This window comes from Orrella marina (assembly GCF_003058465.1).
Taxonomy (GTDB): domain Bacteria; phylum Pseudomonadota; class Gammaproteobacteria; order Burkholderiales; family Burkholderiaceae_B; genus Algicoccus; species Algicoccus marinus.
In genome coordinates this window covers 3,846,190-3,862,233 of record NZ_CP028901.1, presented here as the reverse complement: position 1 = coordinate 3,862,233, position 16,044 = coordinate 3,846,190, and the positions used below count along the sequence as shown (strand labels likewise).

Sequence of the window (16,044 nt, the reverse complement as noted above, 5' to 3'; positions counted from 1 at the left end):
AATCACCCCTTGACTAAAGTCAGGGGCTTGCGCTCACAGTTGGTCAGGATCCGTCATCCCACAAAACCCATCACCAGTTGCGCAAACTCGTGTGCCTGTTCAAATGGTGCGAGATGACCCGCGTCGAGCTCCGCATAACTGGAGCCGTTGATTCGCCTGGCCATCTCACGGGAGTGACTGATCGGCGCCACTTGATCATACTTGCATCCGATCACCAGTGTCGGAGCCAGAATCTTGTCGAGGACACCCGTGACGTTCAGGCGACGATCCAGATCAATCTGCCGGGAAATCCCCTTCCAGTCGTTGTTTTGCACGATGGCCTGAATCCAGCCATTGATATCCGCTTGCGACATCGCAGACACCCGTTCCGGCTTCATGCCATTCAGAACGATCATGCGCGCAAAAAGCACCGGATCGCGTTCAATCAGGTCAAGCCACAGTCCGGCCTGCAAAGTATTCCTGCGATCACTGCCGTCGAAAAATCCCGCCAGCAGAACCATGGAACGAACCCTCTCCGGGTGCTGCGCAGCAATCGTCATCGACAGGCAGGATCCAAGGGAGTACCCGACCAGATCAAATCTGTCCAGACTGGCCGCCTGGACAGCAGCCATGATCTGATCGACCAGCATCTGTACGCTCAGGGGACCGCCATCATCGGTAGTCTTGCCGCTACCGGAATAATCGACCAGCAGAATCCGCCGCTTCTTGCTGAAAGTCGGTACCAGATGACCCCAGTTGCTATGCATGGTTCCGCCTGTACCAGACACCAGAACCATCGCGGGCTCAGACGGAGATCCCATGAGCTCATACCAGACTGTCGCGTCGTGAACGGCTACTGAAGGCATGTCAATCTCTCCTGATACAACCGGAGCCGAAAAATGGCAGTTCCGGAACGGATTATTTCCTGCGGTAATCCGACCAGAAAGCATCGTAATCGGGCTTGCGTTTTTCCAGAAACGCAGTTAGCCCTTCACGCCACTGCGCCTCTGGCAAATCCTGCAGGGATTCTTGCACCTGCCCCCAGTCTGACTTAGCATACCGCATGGCCAGACGTTTGGCAGCAGCCAGTGCACCCGGCGCAACGCGGCTGCTGATCTCGTCTGCCATCGTGACAGCCATATCAACCGCCCGCCCTGGCTCGCACAAGCTGCTCACCAGCCCCATGTCGCATGCCTTCTGCGCATCAAGCTTCTGCCCGGTCATCATCAACTGATAAAGCCCCCTGAGCCCGATCATCTGCTGCACGCGCATCAAGGCTGTATTGGGAATCACACCATGCGCAAGCTCCGGCAGGGCAAACCAGGCTTTACTGCTTGCCACAGCCAGATCGCACGACAGCATGAGTTCAAACCCTCCGCCGATGGCAGCACCATCCACCGCCGCAATCGTCGGTCGCGGATCCTCGGCAAGCGAACGAAACAGACGCACTGGATCGTCGCTGGCATCGGGTGTGACCATCCACCCCTCGAGCAGATCGCCAATGTTGGCACCCGCACAAAAGCTTGGACCAGTGCTGGAGATCACTACTGCGCGCGCTGTCCTGATCTGCTCGTCATCCAGCGCCTTGAGCAAGGCCGAGACCAGTGATCGCGACAACGCATGGTGCGACGACGGCTCATCAAGCAAAACCAAACCCACGTGTCCTCGCCGCTCGACAATTGCACTCATCTGTTTGCATCCATCTGACTGTTACACCTCACGATCGCTCCCATTGCTAGCCCGAGTCTTGTAGTGGGGGTTTCTGCAGGCCTCACGGCCATGCTTTCCTGCTTCTGTAACCCGGGCATCTGGCCGTTACCGGCTGGATGTCTTGCCGATGTCTCCACAGGCTTTTGACTTTCGTCCCGACTGGAGCGACCCGCCCCTGCGGAGTGACTTTTCTTCTTTGCCATACGCGTCGTTTTCTTGCCCGGCTTCTCCCGGTATTGCCCGCAGAGAATGAGATTGACGCCCTTGACGCCCCGGCCTCGAACAACCTTCGAGGCATTGAAGTCAGCGTTCCCGGTGTGGCCACAGCATTGGCAGGCGAATCCAGCCTGAGCAGGCCGATCGTCCGGGTGAGTGTGTCCGCATGCGGACACACTCCTGCGATGAACGATGCGGTGGTACTTCGATGGCGAGCTTGCCAGCCCGTCTTTCGTCCTGCTTTGCTTTCGGCTTCCTGGTCATGTGCTGCACGCCCAGGGTTTCAAAGACGATCAACAGCGCCTTCGAGTCTGCAACGATGGCATGACTGGCCTGGTGAGCGCCTATGTCCAGGCGCAAGGTACTGAAGAGCATACTCGCAAGTCCGAAGCAAAACGTAGGGCCAAATCGTCCGCCTGCCCCCCTCCTGGCGTCGTGCTCGCGCACTGAGGATGCTCCGCATCCATGCGCCTGGCGGGGGAATGCGCGGACTGATGTTCAAAAAACGAGAAAAGTTCGTCCGGGCGTCGGGAACCTGGTTCAGTCTTTGGGTGCCAGATGCTGGCTTGCCTCGTGCTCCAGACGCATATAGATCTCGCCTGCCATGGGTTGGCGGGACTCTTCAATGATATGACCAACCAGACCCACTGCACGCGCAGCGACTGCCAGACCGCGACAGACACGGTGATCGATCCCCATCTGCGAAACCACCGCAGCCATGGCTGCGGTCACGTTGACCGGGAGAACCTTGCCCGTGCGCTTTTCTGCCGTCTGTCCGATCAAGGTGATCAGGTCAGCAAACGGTCCGTAATAGCCTGTTTCCTTCGCCACATTGAAGAGCGCTACGGTTCTGGGATCAATCGGCTTGTGAAATGGATGTCCGATACCGGGAATGATGGCCTTACGTTGCATGTAATCATCGACGATTTCGAGCGCCTTGGCCTTCAGATCACCCGGACTGGAGGGGTCGGGGATCGCAGTTTGCAGCATTCGAGCGGCCTGATCGAGTGATCCGACAAAGACTGAACCCAGCCCCAAAAGCCCAGCAGCAACGGCAGCCTGGACAGACTCAGGTGCGCCACAATAGGTGAGTCGTGTAGACAGTGAGGAGGGCGTGATCCCGTGCTCGACCAGAATCACCATCACGGCGTTAAACATCCTGAGTTCGTTGTCGTCCTTGGGCATTCTGGCAAAAATCTGCAGAAACGTCATTTGCCCAAAATCGACTTTGCCAACAATTTCATCACACAGGTTATAGCCATGAATCATGACCCTGTCAGGGGCACTCCATGCGATGTCTGATTTGATTTCTGCTCGTTTCATTGACTTGCTGCTCCTACTTGATGGTTATGTTGCATGACGATCTCTTGCGCCATGTCCCGAATCTTGTTTTTCAGAATTTTCAGACCATTTGGGCCTTCCTTGCGCGGATAGTCACCAACGAACACAAAGTGCGAAGGCACCTTGTAGTTGGCAAGGCCCGCTCTGCACTGCTCATACAGCCATTGCTCAGTGACGTGGTCCGGCGCATTACCAGATGCCAACTTGCGCACAAACGCCACCGCCATATCTCCTTTACCCGGGTGACGGTACGCTACCACCTGTGCATCTTTGACACCATCGAGTTTGAAGAGAAACTCTTCGATCTCGACCGGATCGACCAGATATCCGCGAAGTCGCATCGTGTCCTTTATCCGGGCAACGTAAGAAAAGCGGTCTGCGTAGACATATCCGAGATCCCCGCTGCGAAACCACCCGTCCTCCGTGAACGCGTCAGAAGTCGCGTCCGGGTTATTCAGGTACCCCGCCATGACGTTGTAACCCCGGAACTGCAGTTCACCACGCTGATCTTTCGGTAAGGTCTCGCCGGTTTCCAGATCGGCCACCCTGAATTCGATATCACGGCAGATGGGCTTGCCTCCTGGCACGGCACGCGCGGCGTCATCTTGTTCCCTGGACTGGCCAGCCATGATGGAGAAACACTCTGAAGATCCGTAAAGCGCAATCATGCGGATCCCGTACAGACGACGCGCTTTCTCGGTCACTTCAAGCCCGCGTCCGTTGAACTCGGCGAATCCTGCCACCTTGAATGACCGCGGATCTTTTCCGGGTACGGAAATCAGGTCGTCGAACAGTCCTTCACCTCCATAAAAGTGCGTCGCCCTGTGTTGCTCGACCAGTTCTGCCGCTCGCTCCAGATTGAATGTCTGCATGAACACGCACTGCCCGGCACCTGCGAGAGCACTAAGCGCCTGCATGAATCCCAGCACCCCGTAAAGAGGGACGGCACACAATGAGCTATCGCCTGGCACCACATCGCTAAAGCGGGCAACTTCGTAGGCATGGCGCAAGATTCCGTACTGGGTATGCGTGGCAAGCTTTGGGTTACCAGTGGTCCCGGACGTACTGAAAGTGCACAGCAGATCAGTCAGTTCACCTTCGTCAGCACAGACCGGCGTCACATCACCCGTATCGAACAGTCCCGCAGGATTGAACACATCCACCACATCCTGAACACTCTGGACCTCTGACTGAATCTGCCTCGCCACTGCTCCATAGTCATAACCGACAAATTCCGGCTGCACAAAAATCAGCTTGCCCTGAGCAGTTTTAACGATATGCAGCGCCTCATCATGGCGAAGCCGCGTGCTCACCGGCACCATCAAAACACCCAGACGTGCGCAAGCAAACAAAAGCTGCAGCCAGACACCGCCGTCAGGCAACCAGACACAGATTGTGTCGCCGCGCTCGACACCCCGGGACTTCAGGTAGCCAGCCATCCGGTCGGATGCGCGGGCCAGCCCGGCGCGTGTGACGGTCTCATCAAGACAGACGTACGCCGGCAAGTCAGGGTGCTTGAGCAGAATGTCAGAAAAACTGGTCGGTATGGTTTCCATCTGTACATCAACCTTCAATGCTGCAAAATATGACGGGCAATCTGGATGCGTTGCATCTCGGAGGTTCCTTCCCCAATCCTGAACGCACGCATATCGCGGTAGAACCGCTCGATCGGCAACTCTGTCATATATCCCATCCCGCCAAAGATCTGCATCACCCGGTCCACCACGCGGCTTCCCATTTCTGTGGCATAAAGTTTTGCCCGGGATGCGGCGATTCGTGCCTGCGGGTCGTCGATGTCAGTCAGGTGGGCTGCTTCATGTGCCAGCAGACTGGCCGCTCTGAGCTCGACATCATTGTCGGCCAGCATGAACTGGATAGCCTGGTGATCGGCCAGCCTGGCACCGAACGCCTTGCGCTCACGGGCATACTCGATCGCCATATCCTGGGCGCGCCTGGCTATTCCCCACGCCCGGAAAGCCGAGAACACCCGGTCTGTATTGATGCAGCTCATCATCACTTCAAACCCCTGCCCGGGCGCCCCCAGCACATCCTCGTGCGGTACAAAACAGTCCTCAAGCGAGAATCCGTTCAGGTGATACCCACGCCAACCCATCTTCTGGTAGCGGACCATACCCTTGATGCCTGGATTGTCCTTGCGAACGATGAAAGTCGACAGGCGCCGCTTGATTGGTGCAGCAGGGTCGGTGCAGCTCAGAACGACAATGTAATCCGCTGTCTGTGCGTTGGAAATAAACTGTTTGCTGCCATTGAGCAACCATCCGCCTTCCACGCTGACACCCCGAGTCTGGATCGCACCCAGATCGGAGCCAGCGCCTGGTTCTGTCAGGGCGTATGTCATGAGCTTGCGTGCAGAAACGATTTCCTTGAGCAAGCCCGCTTTCTGGCCACTGTCACAGTAAGCCAGCGTCAGTGGCAGATGTCCCAGTGCCTCGACCAGCGGCATGGAGGTCTGAGTGATCTCCTCGTAAATCACACATCGCGCTTTCACGCTCAGACCGGGACCTCCCAGATTCTGCGGGAAGTTGAACCCATAGATGCCAAGCTCGAGCGCCTCCTGGCGGATCTTTGCATCGAGCTCCGGGCTCACATCATCGGCCTGGTCAATCGCCGCCTCAAGCGGCTGCAAACGCTGCTGCACGAAGCGTCGAACTGTCTGCCGCAGAAGGTCGAGATCTTCATCAGACCATGTGTCAGCACCTGGCTGTCCGGGTGCTGTATTGTCCAGTTTCATTTCAGTCATGAATCACTTCGTAAAAAGATGCCACCGGTCACGTCTCACCGTTCCAGTTCCGTCGTTAGTACGGATGGCTCAGTACAGCTCCATCAGTGCCGTGTTGTCACTGAACTCGGCGGGATCTCCCTCCTTGATCAGTGCCCCGGACTTCATCACGATCACCCGATCCGAAATCTTGAGCGCCTCCTTGACGTTCTGCTCCACAATCAGGATCGACATCTTTCGCTCTTGCTGCAACGCCTTGATCGGGCCCATCAGGTCCTGAAACAGCTTCGGTGCCAGTCCGATCGACGGCTCGTCAAGCAACAGACAACGCGGCTGACTCAGCAACGCCCGGCCCAGCGACACCATCTGCTGCTGCCCACCCGAAAGCGTGCCGGCACGCTGGTTATAGAACCGCTTGACCATCGGCAAAATCTCGAACACCCACTCCAGGCGCGCCTGCTGATCAGCCGGCTTGATCCCGGCCGCCCAGAACCCCAGCCGCATGATCTCGGCCACACTCAGCCCCGGAAATATCCCGCGCCCTTCGGGCACCATCGCGATCCCGTTGGCATTCATGAATCGGGAGTTCAGATTCTGTATTGGTTTGCCCTCGAGCCAGACTTCACCGGACGAGGGCGCCACCAGCCCGAACAGGGCTTTGAGCAGCGTGGACTTGCCAGCCCCGTTGTGACCGATCAGACACAGCACCTCGTCGTACCCGAGTCTGACATCAAACCCCTCGAGCACGGGGCGCCCGCCATAGCCGACCTTGAGCCCGCGACCTTCCAAAAACCAAGACGATGTCGACATGCTCATCGATCTCCAAAGTAAATTGCAGCCAGATGGGGATCTTTCAGAATCTCCTCTGACGATCCTTGTGCCAGCACCTTGCCCTGATCCAGAAACGCCACCGTGTCCGAGAGCTGGATCACGATATCGAGGTTGTGCTCGATGATACAGATCGTCACCCCTCGACGCGCGTAGTCCTTGAGCAACGCCACGAAACGATCGAATGAGCGTGGATCCAGACCAGAGGCTGGCTCATCGAGCAGCCAAAGTTTGGACTTGGCTGCCATGATCCGGGCCATGCTTAAAAACTTGCGCTCGGCATACGCCAGATCCACGGCCCGCTCGTTGCGTTTGCCGGCCAGGCCAGTCTCCTCCAGAATCTCGTCGATGCGCGCCGCATCAGAGGCACCGAACTGCCACAGCCAGCTGCTGTTCTCCATGACGCTCTGGATGTTCTCCTGCACGGTCATGTGATTAAAGAGCCGCAGATCCTGAAAGGTGCGCCCGATCCCCTTTCGCGCGATTTTCCAGGGGGGCATGCTCACCAGCGGCTCGCCAAGCCAGTGGATGGTTCCGCTCGTAGGCACCAGGTGCCCGGTCACCATGTTGAACAGCGTCGTCTTGCCCGCGCCGTTGGGTCCGACCAGGGTCGTAATGATCCCCGCAGGCAAATCCAGCGACACATCGGAAATCGCCTGCAAACCACCAAAATTCTTGTTCAGACCCCGGATCTCGAGCAGGATCTCGTTCGAGGAACGCGTTTGACTCATGCTGACTTTTCCTTGCTGCGTCCACCAACCAGACCACCCGGCCGGTACATCATCAGAATGACCATGGCTGCGCCATAGATGATCTGCTGGATCGTGCCGAGCTCGCCCGGCGGAATGAACGGCAGATAGGTCAGTGCCGCAGGCAGTGCCATGACGATGGCCGCCCCCACGAGTGGCCCCATCAACGTGCCGGTGCCTCCGATGATGACCATCGCCATCAGCAGGATCGACATATTCAGCGTGAACACCTCGACGTTCACAAAGCTCATGTAAAACGCGTACAAGCCGCCACCCAGCGCCGCGAGCGCCGCTGACACCGCAACCGACAGCGTCTTGATCGCGTTGACGTGCTTGCCGTAGGCCTGGGCGGCCGATTCGCTATCGCGAATGGCCATCAGGCTCCGTCCAAAGCTGCCCCTGACCAGTAGCGCCAGCACTCCCAGCACCCCCAGCAAAATCGCCAGCGACAGCCCCACGAACTGGCTGGTACTGGTGAACGTGTAGCCAAACAGCACCGGCGGCGGAATGCCGACCATGCCGCCCAGACCACCGGTGACCGACTTCCATTCAGAAAAGATGGTCACACCAATAATCTGCAGGCCCAGGGACGCCGCTACAAAGTACTCACCGCGCACGCGCAGCGCGGGCAAGGCCAGTGCCATGGACAGAATGGCGGACAAGCCCATGGCCGCCAGCATGCACAGCAGTAGCGAATCGGTGAAGTTCAACGCCACGTAGGCAGCCGTATAGGCTCCCACCCCGAAGAAGATGGCATGGGCGAGCGAGAAGATGCCCGCATAGCCCATGATGAAGTTCAGCGTCAGCGCCAGAATCGCGTTGATCGAGAACAGGATGAAAATGTTCTGAAGATAGGCAAGCATGGCTTTTATGACACGATGGCTCGCCCGTAGAAACCGCCCGGACGAAAGATGATGAAAAGAAACAGGATCACGAAGGTGACCGCTTCGCTCCACTGCGGCTCAAAGAATGCAAGACTCAGGTTCTCGGCCAGTCCAAAGAGCATCCCGGCCATGGCCGCGCCTCGCAGACTGCCCACACCCCCCACGATCGTGGCCGCGATACTGATCATCATGATGTGATGCCCCATCGAGGCACTCAAACCGGTGGTCGTGGCCGTGAGCACCGCAGCCGGCACCACCAGCACGGACCCAATCAGAAAGGCGTACTTGCCAAGCTCGCGCTGGTTCAGACCGAACACATCGATCAGCATCGGATTCTCGCCCAGCGCCCGTAGCGCCACCCCCAGACTCGTGTGGGTGAACAGCCAGTGCAAAATGGCAAAGCAGACGATGGCCACAATCACCGCGACAAACGACATCGGTGCAACAAAGAGCCCCGGCATCATCTCGACACTGCGGCTCCAGTCGGTGCTGACCGTCATCAGACCCTTGCCAAAGAAAATGGCGATCAGGTTCTCGACCACGATCGCAGCACCAAATGACGCCGCAAAGACGGTAAAAAACGACCCCTCATGGCGCTGAATCACCACATAGACCCAGCGGTTGAGCAACATGCCAAACAGACCCGCAGCCAGGGCCGAGCCCAGAACCGAGAGGATCAGTCCGAGCTCGAACACCTGGTAACACTCGTAGAACACGAAACCGGCAATCGTGAAGGTGGCACCATGTGCCGCGTGAAACACCCTGGTCATCCCGAAGATCAGCGAGAATCCCGCGGCAATCAGGGCATACATCGCCCCGGTCTGTATGCCGTTAACCAATAGTTGCAAATACAGCATGACGCCACTCTTCCTTGAAGCTGATTATTTGCCTGCCTTGAGCAAGGTGAATGACCCGTCACCAGCAATCTCGTTGATCTGGACGGGTGATTTCACGGTGCCGTCCTCAAGGAACGAGACCGGCGACCCCACGAAATCAAACGTCGGAGTTTTCTGGCGCTGCTCGAGCAGATTGGCTCCCGTGATCGCCTTGCCTTCCTTTTGCAGGGCCTCGACCAGATCCGCATAGAGGAGGACCGCGTTGTAGTAGTTGATCGCGTACATGTTGGGATCTTTGTTGAACTTCTGGCGATAGTCGGCAACCATGCGCTTGGTGCGCTCATCCGGGCTGTCAAGATTGATCTGCTGACTGGTGAAATAACTACCTTTGGCTTCCGGCAGATTCAGCAGGGAAGGGATCGAGAAGGCTGAGTAGCTTGCCAGTGGCTGGCTCACACCATTGTCACGCAACTGCTTGACCAGTTGTACCTGCTGGTTGCCATAGGACGCGATATAGACGGCATCGGGTCTGGTGTCACGCACCCGGGCGGCAACACCCGAGAACTGTTGCGCTGTTGCTGGAATGGAAAAAGCACCCACCAGTTCTCCACCCGCAGCCTTGAGCTCCTTGTCCAGCACTTCACGAGCAGCCTGGCCCAGTGGATCATCAACATAGACCAGCGCCACCCGTTTGAGACCCTTTTCATTGACCAGGAACGGAACCATGGTTTCAACCTCAAGGTTGGCCAGCGGAATCACGTTCCAGAAATATGGGCCCAGCTGAGCCAGATCGGGGCCCACACCGCCCCCGTTGATCATCACGACCTGGTTGCGCTGACCGAGTGGTGCCAGTGCCTTCGACACACCTGTGAATGCGGACAGGATGTAAGGGGTCTCTTCAACGTTGATCAGTTTGTTGGCTGCAATCACACCCTGCGTCGGCAATGCCTGGCTGTCTTCGTAGACCACTGCCATGGTGCCTTTAAGACGCTTGTCAGCGTTGACGTGCTCCACCCCCAGGTTCACACCTGAGGAAAAAATTTCACCGTATTCCGCATTGGCCCCGCTCATGGGGAACGCGGCACCTAGCTTGATATCCTGCGCGAGCGCAGGTGCAGCCACAAGAGCCTGGCATAGAGCCAAGACACCCAGTACTTTTTTCATGGTTATGTCTCCATAGATCAAGACCTCTGCGGCGCTAATGGACGGCCGTCAGACGCTGCGAGGTCATGGGTCTTGTAAATTTTTGTAAATCAGTTCTTGACCTGTGCATATAACGATGCAATGACAACAACGTGACGTCAACCTCGAGTAATCCCCAAGCAGGGACAACCCGGGTTCGCTTGACACCAGGTTCGCCAGCAGAGTGCAGGGCTGAGATTTACTCACCCAGACTCACAGCACATGACTGAGCCAGCACACAAAAATTGATATACATCATGGCCAGCACGCTTGCCGCCCCATCGACCCGGATCGCCTTATAGACTCCTGATTGAATACACATCTGGCAGCATCCGCCCAACAGCACAGCGCAGCTCCCGGTGTAGAGATACCGTAACGACGCTGACTATCAGCACGTTGTCCGACGCACAACCAGACCCGGTTTAACAAGATAATTCGATGGGAACTCAGCAGAAAAGAAGCTCAATCCGCATCAACCTGCTCCAGCTGATCTTGCTACTGGCCATCTCCAGTGTGATCGTGGTGCTCGTAAACAGTCTTTTTGTGAGCTACCGGGTGCAACGGGACCTGCTGGTCAGCACCGTCACGCAAGCCAATCGGGCATACGCCGCCAAGCTCGCCACAAGCATTGACGAGTTTCTCGAAACCGCCCTGCAACAACTGGCCTTTGGTGCGGCTGTGATCGGTAAAAACTGGAACAACCCTAAAGCCATCGCAACTGAAACCAGGCGTCTCAAACATCAGACAGACAGCTTCAATTCAGTCGTGACTGTCAATCACCTGGGAACCGTTCTGGCTACAGATCCTGACCTGGGTCTTGTTGACTCCAGACTAACCTCTGAGTCTTCGCGCACGGCGCTGGAGAAAAGACAGGGATGGATCAGCTCACCCTTTGTTTCATCAACTGGCAATCTGATCATCTTTATCTCTCAGCCTGTCTTCGCACCGGACGGCAAGTACCTTGGCTACGTCGGCGGGACGATCTACCTGCTGGCAAACAACATCCTGAACGACATCCTCGGAAACCACTACTACCAGGATGGCTCCTACGTCAGCGTCATCGACCAGAACAGAAAGATCCTGTACCACCGTCAATCCGATCTGATTGGCACCGAAGCGCCGCCAAGAATGCTCTATCAGGAGGTTCTCAAAGGCCAGACTGGCGGCACCCGACTGACCAATGCCGAGAACCTGGACGTGATGGCAGGATTTGCACCCGTCAAACACACTGGATGGGGGGTCGTGGTCCAGAAGCCAACCGACCTGGCACTGGCCCCGCTCAGCAAGGCAACTGAAGAAGTGCTGATCAGGTCGCTACCCTTGACCGCCCTGATTGCGCTTGGCATTCTGTGGATGTCTAGAAGAATCACCTTACCGCTCAGGAAACTGGCCGATTCCGCCCGAAATCTGGATCAACCCGGGGTTGGAGAAGCGATACGATCAGTCAAATCCTGGTATTTCGAGGCCGCTGAGCTCAAGCGCGCAATGATCCTTGGCACTGACATGGTGCGAGGCACCATCGAAAAACTCAATCACGATATCCAGATAGACGCACTGACCGGGCTTTTCAACCGAAGACGGCAAGAAACCGCACTCACTGTCTGGGAGGCCGAGGGCAGACCTTTTGCTCTCATGGAAGTCGACATCGATTTCTTCAAGCGTGTCAACGACACTTACGGACACCCGGTGGGAGACCAGGTACTTGAACAGATTGCCTCACTGATCACGCATCACACGCGAAATGATGACCTGGCCTGCAGAATTGGAGGTGAGGAATTCACGCTGCTGCTGCCAGACACCACCGCGCAAGCCGCGTATCAGATCGCGGAAAGACTGCGTAAAGCCGTTGAATCGGCCCTCTTTCCGGGAGTCGGCCGTGTCACCATTTCAATTGGTGTGGCCCTCTGGCCGGAACAGGTTGATAATATCCACGAGGTGATGCGAGTTGCCGACCAGATGCTCTACAAAGCCAAGCACAATGGACGAAATCAGGTTCAGATGGCATGGGCAGATCAGACACAGAAAGTCCGGGCATAAGCGGCGAGCCCTGAGCCCAGAGCCCTGATCTGACTCAAGCGATCACACCGTCACAATCGCACCCTTGCGCTCGACAATCAGACCGTAGGCGTGTGGTTCGCGGTGCATGGCAAAATTGAAAACCGTGTTCTTGTAGGACTGGGTCAGATCCAGATCACAGCGAGCAATCGCCAGCTCATCCCCGAGCGTGCTGCATGCACCCACGATCTCGCCTGACGGTGCAACGATGATAGAGTTCCCGATCTGGTCCACCCCCTCTTCGTGACCTGCCTTGGCCACCCCTACTACCCAGGTTCCGTTCTGATAGGCACCTGCCTGCATGACCAGTTCGTTATGAAAGTTCGACAGATTATCGTGCTCGGGCGCAGGTGGATTGTGCACCGGCGTGTTGTAGCCAATCAGCACCATCTCCACACCCTGCAGCCCCATCACCCGATAGGTTTCCGACCAGCGACGATCATTGCAGATCGCAATCCCGATGACACCCCCAAACGCACGAAACACTGGAAACCCGAGATTCCCGGTCTCGAAGTAACGCTTCTCCAGATGCTGAAATGCCCTCCAAGGCTCATGCTCGGCATGTCCCGGCAAATGCACTTTGCGGTATTTACCAACGATCTCGCCTGCCTGATCCACCAGGATGGACGTATTGAAGTGTCGCGCCCGCCCATCCTCTTGCGTGAGCTCTGCATATCCCAGACAGAACCCGACACCGAGCTTTCTGGCTGTATCAAACAAGGGTTGCGTATCAGGCCCAGGCATCTGTCGCTCAAAGAACGCGTCCACCTGCGCCTGGTCTTCAAAATACCACCTCGGAAAAAATGTGGTCAGTGCCAGTTCCGGGTAGACCACCAGGTCGCAGCCGTGACGGGCCGCCTGCTCCAGCAGACTGACCAGTCGTTCAACGACCACTTTTCTGGATTCATTCAAGGCAATTGGACCGAGCTGGGCTGCGCCGACGGTCAGCACTCTGGACATGTTTAATTTCCCCTTTGGGCAAGTTCATAAAGCGTGGCGAGCAGTACATTGGCGCCTGCCACCAGATCATCAGGCTCGGTGAATTCGGCCGGATTGTGGCTGATGCCCTTGACGCTCGGCACAAATATCATTGCGGTCGGACAGATGCGCGCCAGCATCTGGGCGTCATGTCCAGCACCCGAGGTCATCGGACGATTCGACAGCCCGAGCAACGTTGCGTGACGTGCAATCCGGTCAGCCAGTGCAGTGTCGAACTGCACCGGCTCGAAGCGGGCCAGCGACGTGGAGTCGATGCTGACCCCTTCACTTTCGGAGAGCTTGTATAAGAATTCTGCAAGTCGGACTTCAGCCTGCTTCAAAAGCGCCTCGTCGGTGTTACGCAGGTCGACCGTCAACTCGGCCCGCGAAGCGATAACGTTAACGAGGTTGGGGGTCAGATCAACCTTGCCAACCGTGGCAACCTGATCCCCACCCATATCGCGGGCGAGTTCGCGCACAAAACATGCGATGGCGCTCGCCGCGTAACCGGAATCGTGGCGCAAGTGCATCGGCGTGGTCCCGGCGTGATTCGACTGCCCAATGATGACGACTCGCTGCCACGAGATTCCTTGCAGATTTTGAACCACGCCAATCTTCACACCTTCCATGTCCAGGACCGGCCCCTGCTCGATGTGCAATTCCACAAACGCGTCTGGCCGGAACAGTCCCAATGGAGCGTCACCGGCATATCCGATGGCTTGTAGTGCCTGTCCCAGCACCTCACCGTCAATCGCACGTGTCTGCAAAGCTTGATCCAGGTCCATCCCGCCTACGTACACCAATGACCCCATCATGTCGGGTGCAAACCTTGCGCCCTCTTCATTGGTAAAGACTGCAACGACCAGTGAGCGCGCGGTCTGGATCCCTGCTTCATCAAGTGTGGCAACCACTTCGAGCCCGGCCAGCACACCCAGGTTGCCGTCATAGGCTCCGCCTGAGCGCACCGTGTCAATGTGCGAGCCCGTCATGACGGGCGCAAGTTGAGGGTCCAGGCCTGGCCTCACACCAAAGATGTTGCCGATCCGGTCAACGACGACAGACATGCCAAGGGAGTTCATACGTGCGACGATCCAGTCACGGCCCAGTCTGTCGTCCTCGGTCAATGCGAGACGGCAACTCCCCCTTCGGGTGTGGCCCCGATCCGCGCAAGGTCCTGAAGGCTATCGAGCAGCCGGCTATCGTTGATCAACAGACGGTTGGCATCACTCAGCCCCTCTGAGGTCGGGTTGTCAGCACTCATGATGCCAGCACCTCGCGCGCAGTCCGACCAACCACCTTCTCGAAAATCTCGGCATCCGTATCACCCTCGCTACCCAGAATCAGTACACGCGATTGATTGTCGAGTCCTAGCAACGACCAGATTTCTGGAGACTGGTTTGCAGCGAGCAGCAATGCGAGCCCTGCAGCCCCGGTTTCGCCAGAAACAATGGCCGGATCACCTCGCCCGGGATTCGCCAGACGACGCATGGCGTCAAGTGCATAGGCATCACCCACAGTGCTGAACACATTACATCCACTCTGAAGGACCTCCCAGGCAACAGGGGAAACTTCGCCGCAAGCCAGACCTGCCATGACGGTATCGAGTTCGCCGGTCACAGCGACCGGCTCACCCTGCTGTCCACTGACAAAGAAGCAGGCTGCCTGCTCAGGCTCCACGATGATGAAACGGGGGCGTCTGTCAGCCCAGTGCTGCCAGAAGGCCGCACACACGGCCGCAGCAAACGCACCGACACCGGCCTGAACAATCACATGGGTTGGCGCCTGGCCACCGAGCTGATCAATGACCTCTCGCGCCATCACGCCATAACCGTGCATGACGTCGATCGGAATATCCCGATAGCCTTCGTAGGTTGTATCCGAGACAACGGTCCAGCCATTTTGCTCAGCCTGTTGCTGTGCATGGCGTACGGAATCGTCATAGTTCCCGTCAAGTCGAATCACTTCAGCTCCGAAAGCTTCGATTGCCCGAACACGTCCTTCGCTGACAGTTGCGTGCACGTAGATGACACACCGGCAGCCAAACAGACGGGCGCCCCAGGCAACTGAGCGGCCATGATTGCCATCGGTTGCGCATGTCACCGTCATCTGACGGATCAGATCGCGATACGCCCCGTCGAGAATGTCGCTCACACCGACAACAGCATCGGGCATCACAGCACGGATGGCATGCTGGAGCAGACGTAGCACGGCATATGCACCACCAAGCGCCTTGAAGCTCTTTAGCTCGAACCGCTGGCTCTCATCCTTGTAAAAAAGCTGCCCTAGACCCAGATCCGAGGCCAGGACGGGCAAACCATGCAGCGGTGTCGGCGCATAGCCTGGCCACTGACCGATTTCACGTTGTGCCTGATCAAACCCGTCCTGGTTCAGGACATGATCGAGCATCGGACTATAAGAAGCATCTGGCTGGGCAGCGCCCGGGTTGCGATACGCAGCGACCGATACACCGCTTTTGATTTCTGACATGCTGGATCAAACTCCTGACATAAAAAGATTCCAACCTTGCGTCAGGTGCGCATGCAGGA

At 57.1% G+C, this 16,044-nt stretch carries 17 protein-coding genes; 1 reads left to right on the top strand and 16 read right to left on the bottom strand.

The features are described from left to right. Positions 1 to 53: 53 nt before the first annotated feature. The 12 genes from DBV39_RS17615 to DBV39_RS20355 form a co-directional block, all read right to left on the bottom strand. On the bottom strand, positions 54 to 845 hold the full coding sequence (locus DBV39_RS17615) for an alpha/beta fold hydrolase (RefSeq protein ID WP_159079025.1): 792 nt from the start codon (positions 843 to 845) through the stop codon (positions 54 to 56). A 52-nt stretch (positions 846 to 897) separates the two neighbouring features. After that, positions 898 to 1,668, bottom strand: coding sequence for an enoyl-CoA hydratase/isomerase family protein (locus DBV39_RS17610; RefSeq protein ID WP_108622661.1), 771 nt, complete (start codon positions 1,666 to 1,668; stop codon positions 898 to 900). Between the two features lie 324 nt (positions 1,669 to 1,992). Further along, positions 1,993 to 2,280, bottom strand: a complete 288-nt coding sequence (locus tag DBV39_RS19605) for a hypothetical protein (RefSeq protein WP_159079024.1) — start codon at positions 2,278 to 2,280, stop codon at positions 1,993 to 1,995. Positions 2,281 to 2,445: 165 nt separating this feature from the next. After that, the gene (locus DBV39_RS17595; RefSeq protein ID WP_108622658.1) at positions 2,446 to 3,228 is read right to left on the bottom strand and encodes a citryl-CoA lyase; all 783 of its coding nucleotides are present in this window, start codon (positions 3,226 to 3,228) and stop codon (positions 2,446 to 2,448) included. Further along, positions 3,225 to 4,802, bottom strand: coding sequence for an AMP-binding protein (locus DBV39_RS17590; RefSeq protein WP_159079023.1), 1,578 nt, complete (start codon positions 4,800 to 4,802; stop codon positions 3,225 to 3,227). Before DBV39_RS17590 ends, DBV39_RS17595 begins: the two co-directional genes overlap by 4 nt. 14 nt (positions 4,803 to 4,816) lie before the next feature. Beyond that, positions 4,817 to 6,007: an acyl-CoA dehydrogenase family protein gene (locus DBV39_RS17585; protein ID WP_227870698.1), complete on the bottom strand. Its 1,191-nt coding sequence runs from the start codon at positions 6,005 to 6,007 to the stop codon at positions 4,817 to 4,819. A 69-nt stretch (positions 6,008 to 6,076) separates the two neighbouring features. Next, positions 6,077 to 6,796: an ABC transporter ATP-binding protein gene (locus DBV39_RS17580; RefSeq protein WP_227870697.1), complete on the bottom strand. Its 720-nt coding sequence runs from the start codon at positions 6,794 to 6,796 to the stop codon at positions 6,077 to 6,079. A gap of 2 nt (positions 6,797 to 6,798) precedes the next feature. After that, positions 6,799 to 7,545, bottom strand: a complete 747-nt coding sequence (locus DBV39_RS17575) for an ABC transporter ATP-binding protein (protein ID WP_108622654.1) — start codon at positions 7,543 to 7,545, stop codon at positions 6,799 to 6,801. Next, complete coding sequence (locus DBV39_RS17570; protein WP_108622268.1) at positions 7,542 to 8,426, bottom strand: branched-chain amino acid ABC transporter permease; 885 nt, start codon at positions 8,424 to 8,426, stop codon at positions 7,542 to 7,544. Before DBV39_RS17570 ends, DBV39_RS17575 begins: the two co-directional genes overlap by 4 nt. Before the next feature lie 5 nt (positions 8,427 to 8,431). Continuing rightward, positions 8,432 to 9,304, bottom strand: a complete 873-nt coding sequence (locus DBV39_RS17565) for a branched-chain amino acid ABC transporter permease (protein ID WP_108622267.1) — start codon at positions 9,302 to 9,304, stop codon at positions 8,432 to 8,434. Positions 9,305 to 9,328: 24 nt separating this feature from the next. Continuing rightward, on the bottom strand, positions 9,329 to 10,447 hold the full coding sequence (locus DBV39_RS17560) for an ABC transporter substrate-binding protein (protein WP_108622653.1): 1,119 nt from the start codon (positions 10,445 to 10,447) through the stop codon (positions 9,329 to 9,331). Positions 10,448 to 10,664: 217 nt separating this feature from the next. Beyond that, positions 10,665 to 10,787 (bottom strand): hypothetical protein, encoded by a 123-nt coding sequence (locus DBV39_RS20355; protein ID WP_265416014.1) that lies wholly within the window; start codon positions 10,785 to 10,787, stop codon positions 10,665 to 10,667. A 116-nt stretch (positions 10,788 to 10,903) separates the two neighbouring features. Here DBV39_RS20355 and DBV39_RS17555 point away from each other — a divergent pair, with 116 nt between their 5' ends. After that, the gene (locus DBV39_RS17555) at positions 10,904 to 12,502 is read left to right on the top strand and encodes a sensor domain-containing diguanylate cyclase (protein ID WP_108622652.1); all 1,599 of its coding nucleotides are present in this window, start codon (positions 10,904 to 10,906) and stop codon (positions 12,500 to 12,502) included. 42 nt (positions 12,503 to 12,544) lie between these two features. Here DBV39_RS17555 and DBV39_RS17550 read toward each other — a convergent pair whose 3' ends face one another. Genes DBV39_RS17550 through DBV39_RS17540 form a run of 4 tightly spaced genes read right to left on the bottom strand, consistent with a single transcriptional unit; the run spans position 12,545 to position 15,985 of the window. Next, positions 12,545 to 13,480, bottom strand: coding sequence for an N-carbamoyl-D-amino-acid hydrolase (locus DBV39_RS17550; protein ID WP_108622651.1), 936 nt, complete (start codon positions 13,478 to 13,480; stop codon positions 12,545 to 12,547). 2 nt (positions 13,481 to 13,482) lie between these two features. Further along, positions 13,483 to 14,622, bottom strand: a complete 1,140-nt coding sequence (locus DBV39_RS17545) for a M20 family metallo-hydrolase (RefSeq protein WP_322348726.1) — start codon at positions 14,620 to 14,622, stop codon at positions 13,483 to 13,485. Beyond that, entirely contained in the window at positions 14,619 to 14,759 is a 141-nt protein-coding gene (locus DBV39_RS20485) for a hypothetical protein (RefSeq protein WP_322348725.1), read from the bottom strand. Before DBV39_RS20485 ends, DBV39_RS17545 begins: the two co-directional genes overlap by 4 nt. Further along, a complete protein-coding gene (locus tag DBV39_RS17540) occupies positions 14,756 to 15,985 on the bottom strand; it encodes a diaminopropionate ammonia-lyase (RefSeq protein WP_108622650.1) in 1,230 nt (409 codons plus the stop codon). The genes DBV39_RS20485 and DBV39_RS17540 overlap by 4 nt, the downstream gene beginning before the upstream one ends. Positions 15,986 to 16,044: the final 59 nt, after the last annotated feature.

Bases quoted from the DNA above. Each gene is read 5' to 3' on its own strand.
- DBV39_RS17615 (WP_159079025.1), bottom strand. From the start codon at position 845: ATGCCTTCAGTAGCCGTTCACGACGCGACAGTCTGGTATGAGCTCATG.
- DBV39_RS17610 (WP_108622661.1), bottom strand. From the start codon at position 1,668: ATGAGTGCAATTGTCGAGCGGCGAGGACACGTGGGTTTGGTTTTGCTT.
- DBV39_RS19605 (WP_159079024.1), bottom strand. From the start codon at position 2,280: ATGCTCTTCAGTACCTTGCGCCTGGACATAGGCGCTCACCAGGCCAGT.
- DBV39_RS17595 (WP_108622658.1), bottom strand. From the start codon at position 3,228: ATGAAACGAGCAGAAATCAAATCAGACATCGCATGGAGTGCCCCTGAC.
- DBV39_RS17590 (WP_159079023.1), bottom strand. From the start codon at position 4,802: ATGGAAACCATACCGACCAGTTTTTCTGACATTCTGCTCAAGCACCCT.
- DBV39_RS17585 (WP_227870698.1), bottom strand. From the start codon at position 6,007: ATGACTGAAATGAAACTGGACAATACAGCACCCGGACAGCCAGGTGCT.
- DBV39_RS17580 (WP_227870697.1), bottom strand. From the start codon at position 6,796: ATGTCGACATCGTCTTGGTTTTTGGAAGGTCGCGGGCTCAAGGTCGGC.
- DBV39_RS17575 (WP_108622654.1), bottom strand. From the start codon at position 7,545: ATGAGTCAAACGCGTTCCTCGAACGAGATCCTGCTCGAGATCCGGGGT.
- DBV39_RS17570 (WP_108622268.1), bottom strand. From the start codon at position 8,426: ATGCTTGCCTATCTTCAGAACATTTTCATCCTGTTCTCGATCAACGCG.
- DBV39_RS17565 (WP_108622267.1), bottom strand. From the start codon at position 9,304: ATGCTGTATTTGCAACTATTGGTTAACGGCATACAGACCGGGGCGATG.
- DBV39_RS17560 (WP_108622653.1), bottom strand. From the start codon at position 10,447: ATGAAAAAAGTACTGGGTGTCTTGGCTCTATGCCAGGCTCTTGTGGCT.
- DBV39_RS20355 (WP_265416014.1), bottom strand. From the start codon at position 10,787: ATGTGTATTCAATCAGGAGTCTATAAGGCGATCCGGGTCGATGGGGCG.
- DBV39_RS17555 (WP_108622652.1), top strand. From the start codon at position 10,904: ATGGGAACTCAGCAGAAAAGAAGCTCAATCCGCATCAACCTGCTCCAG.
- DBV39_RS17550 (WP_108622651.1), bottom strand. From the start codon at position 13,480: ATGTCCAGAGTGCTGACCGTCGGCGCAGCCCAGCTCGGTCCAATTGCC.
- DBV39_RS20485 (WP_322348725.1), bottom strand. From the start codon at position 14,759: ATGAGTGCTGACAACCCGACCTCAGAGGGGCTGAGTGATGCCAACCGT.
- DBV39_RS17540 (WP_108622650.1), bottom strand. From the start codon at position 15,985: ATGTCAGAAATCAAAAGCGGTGTATCGGTCGCTGCGTATCGCAACCCG.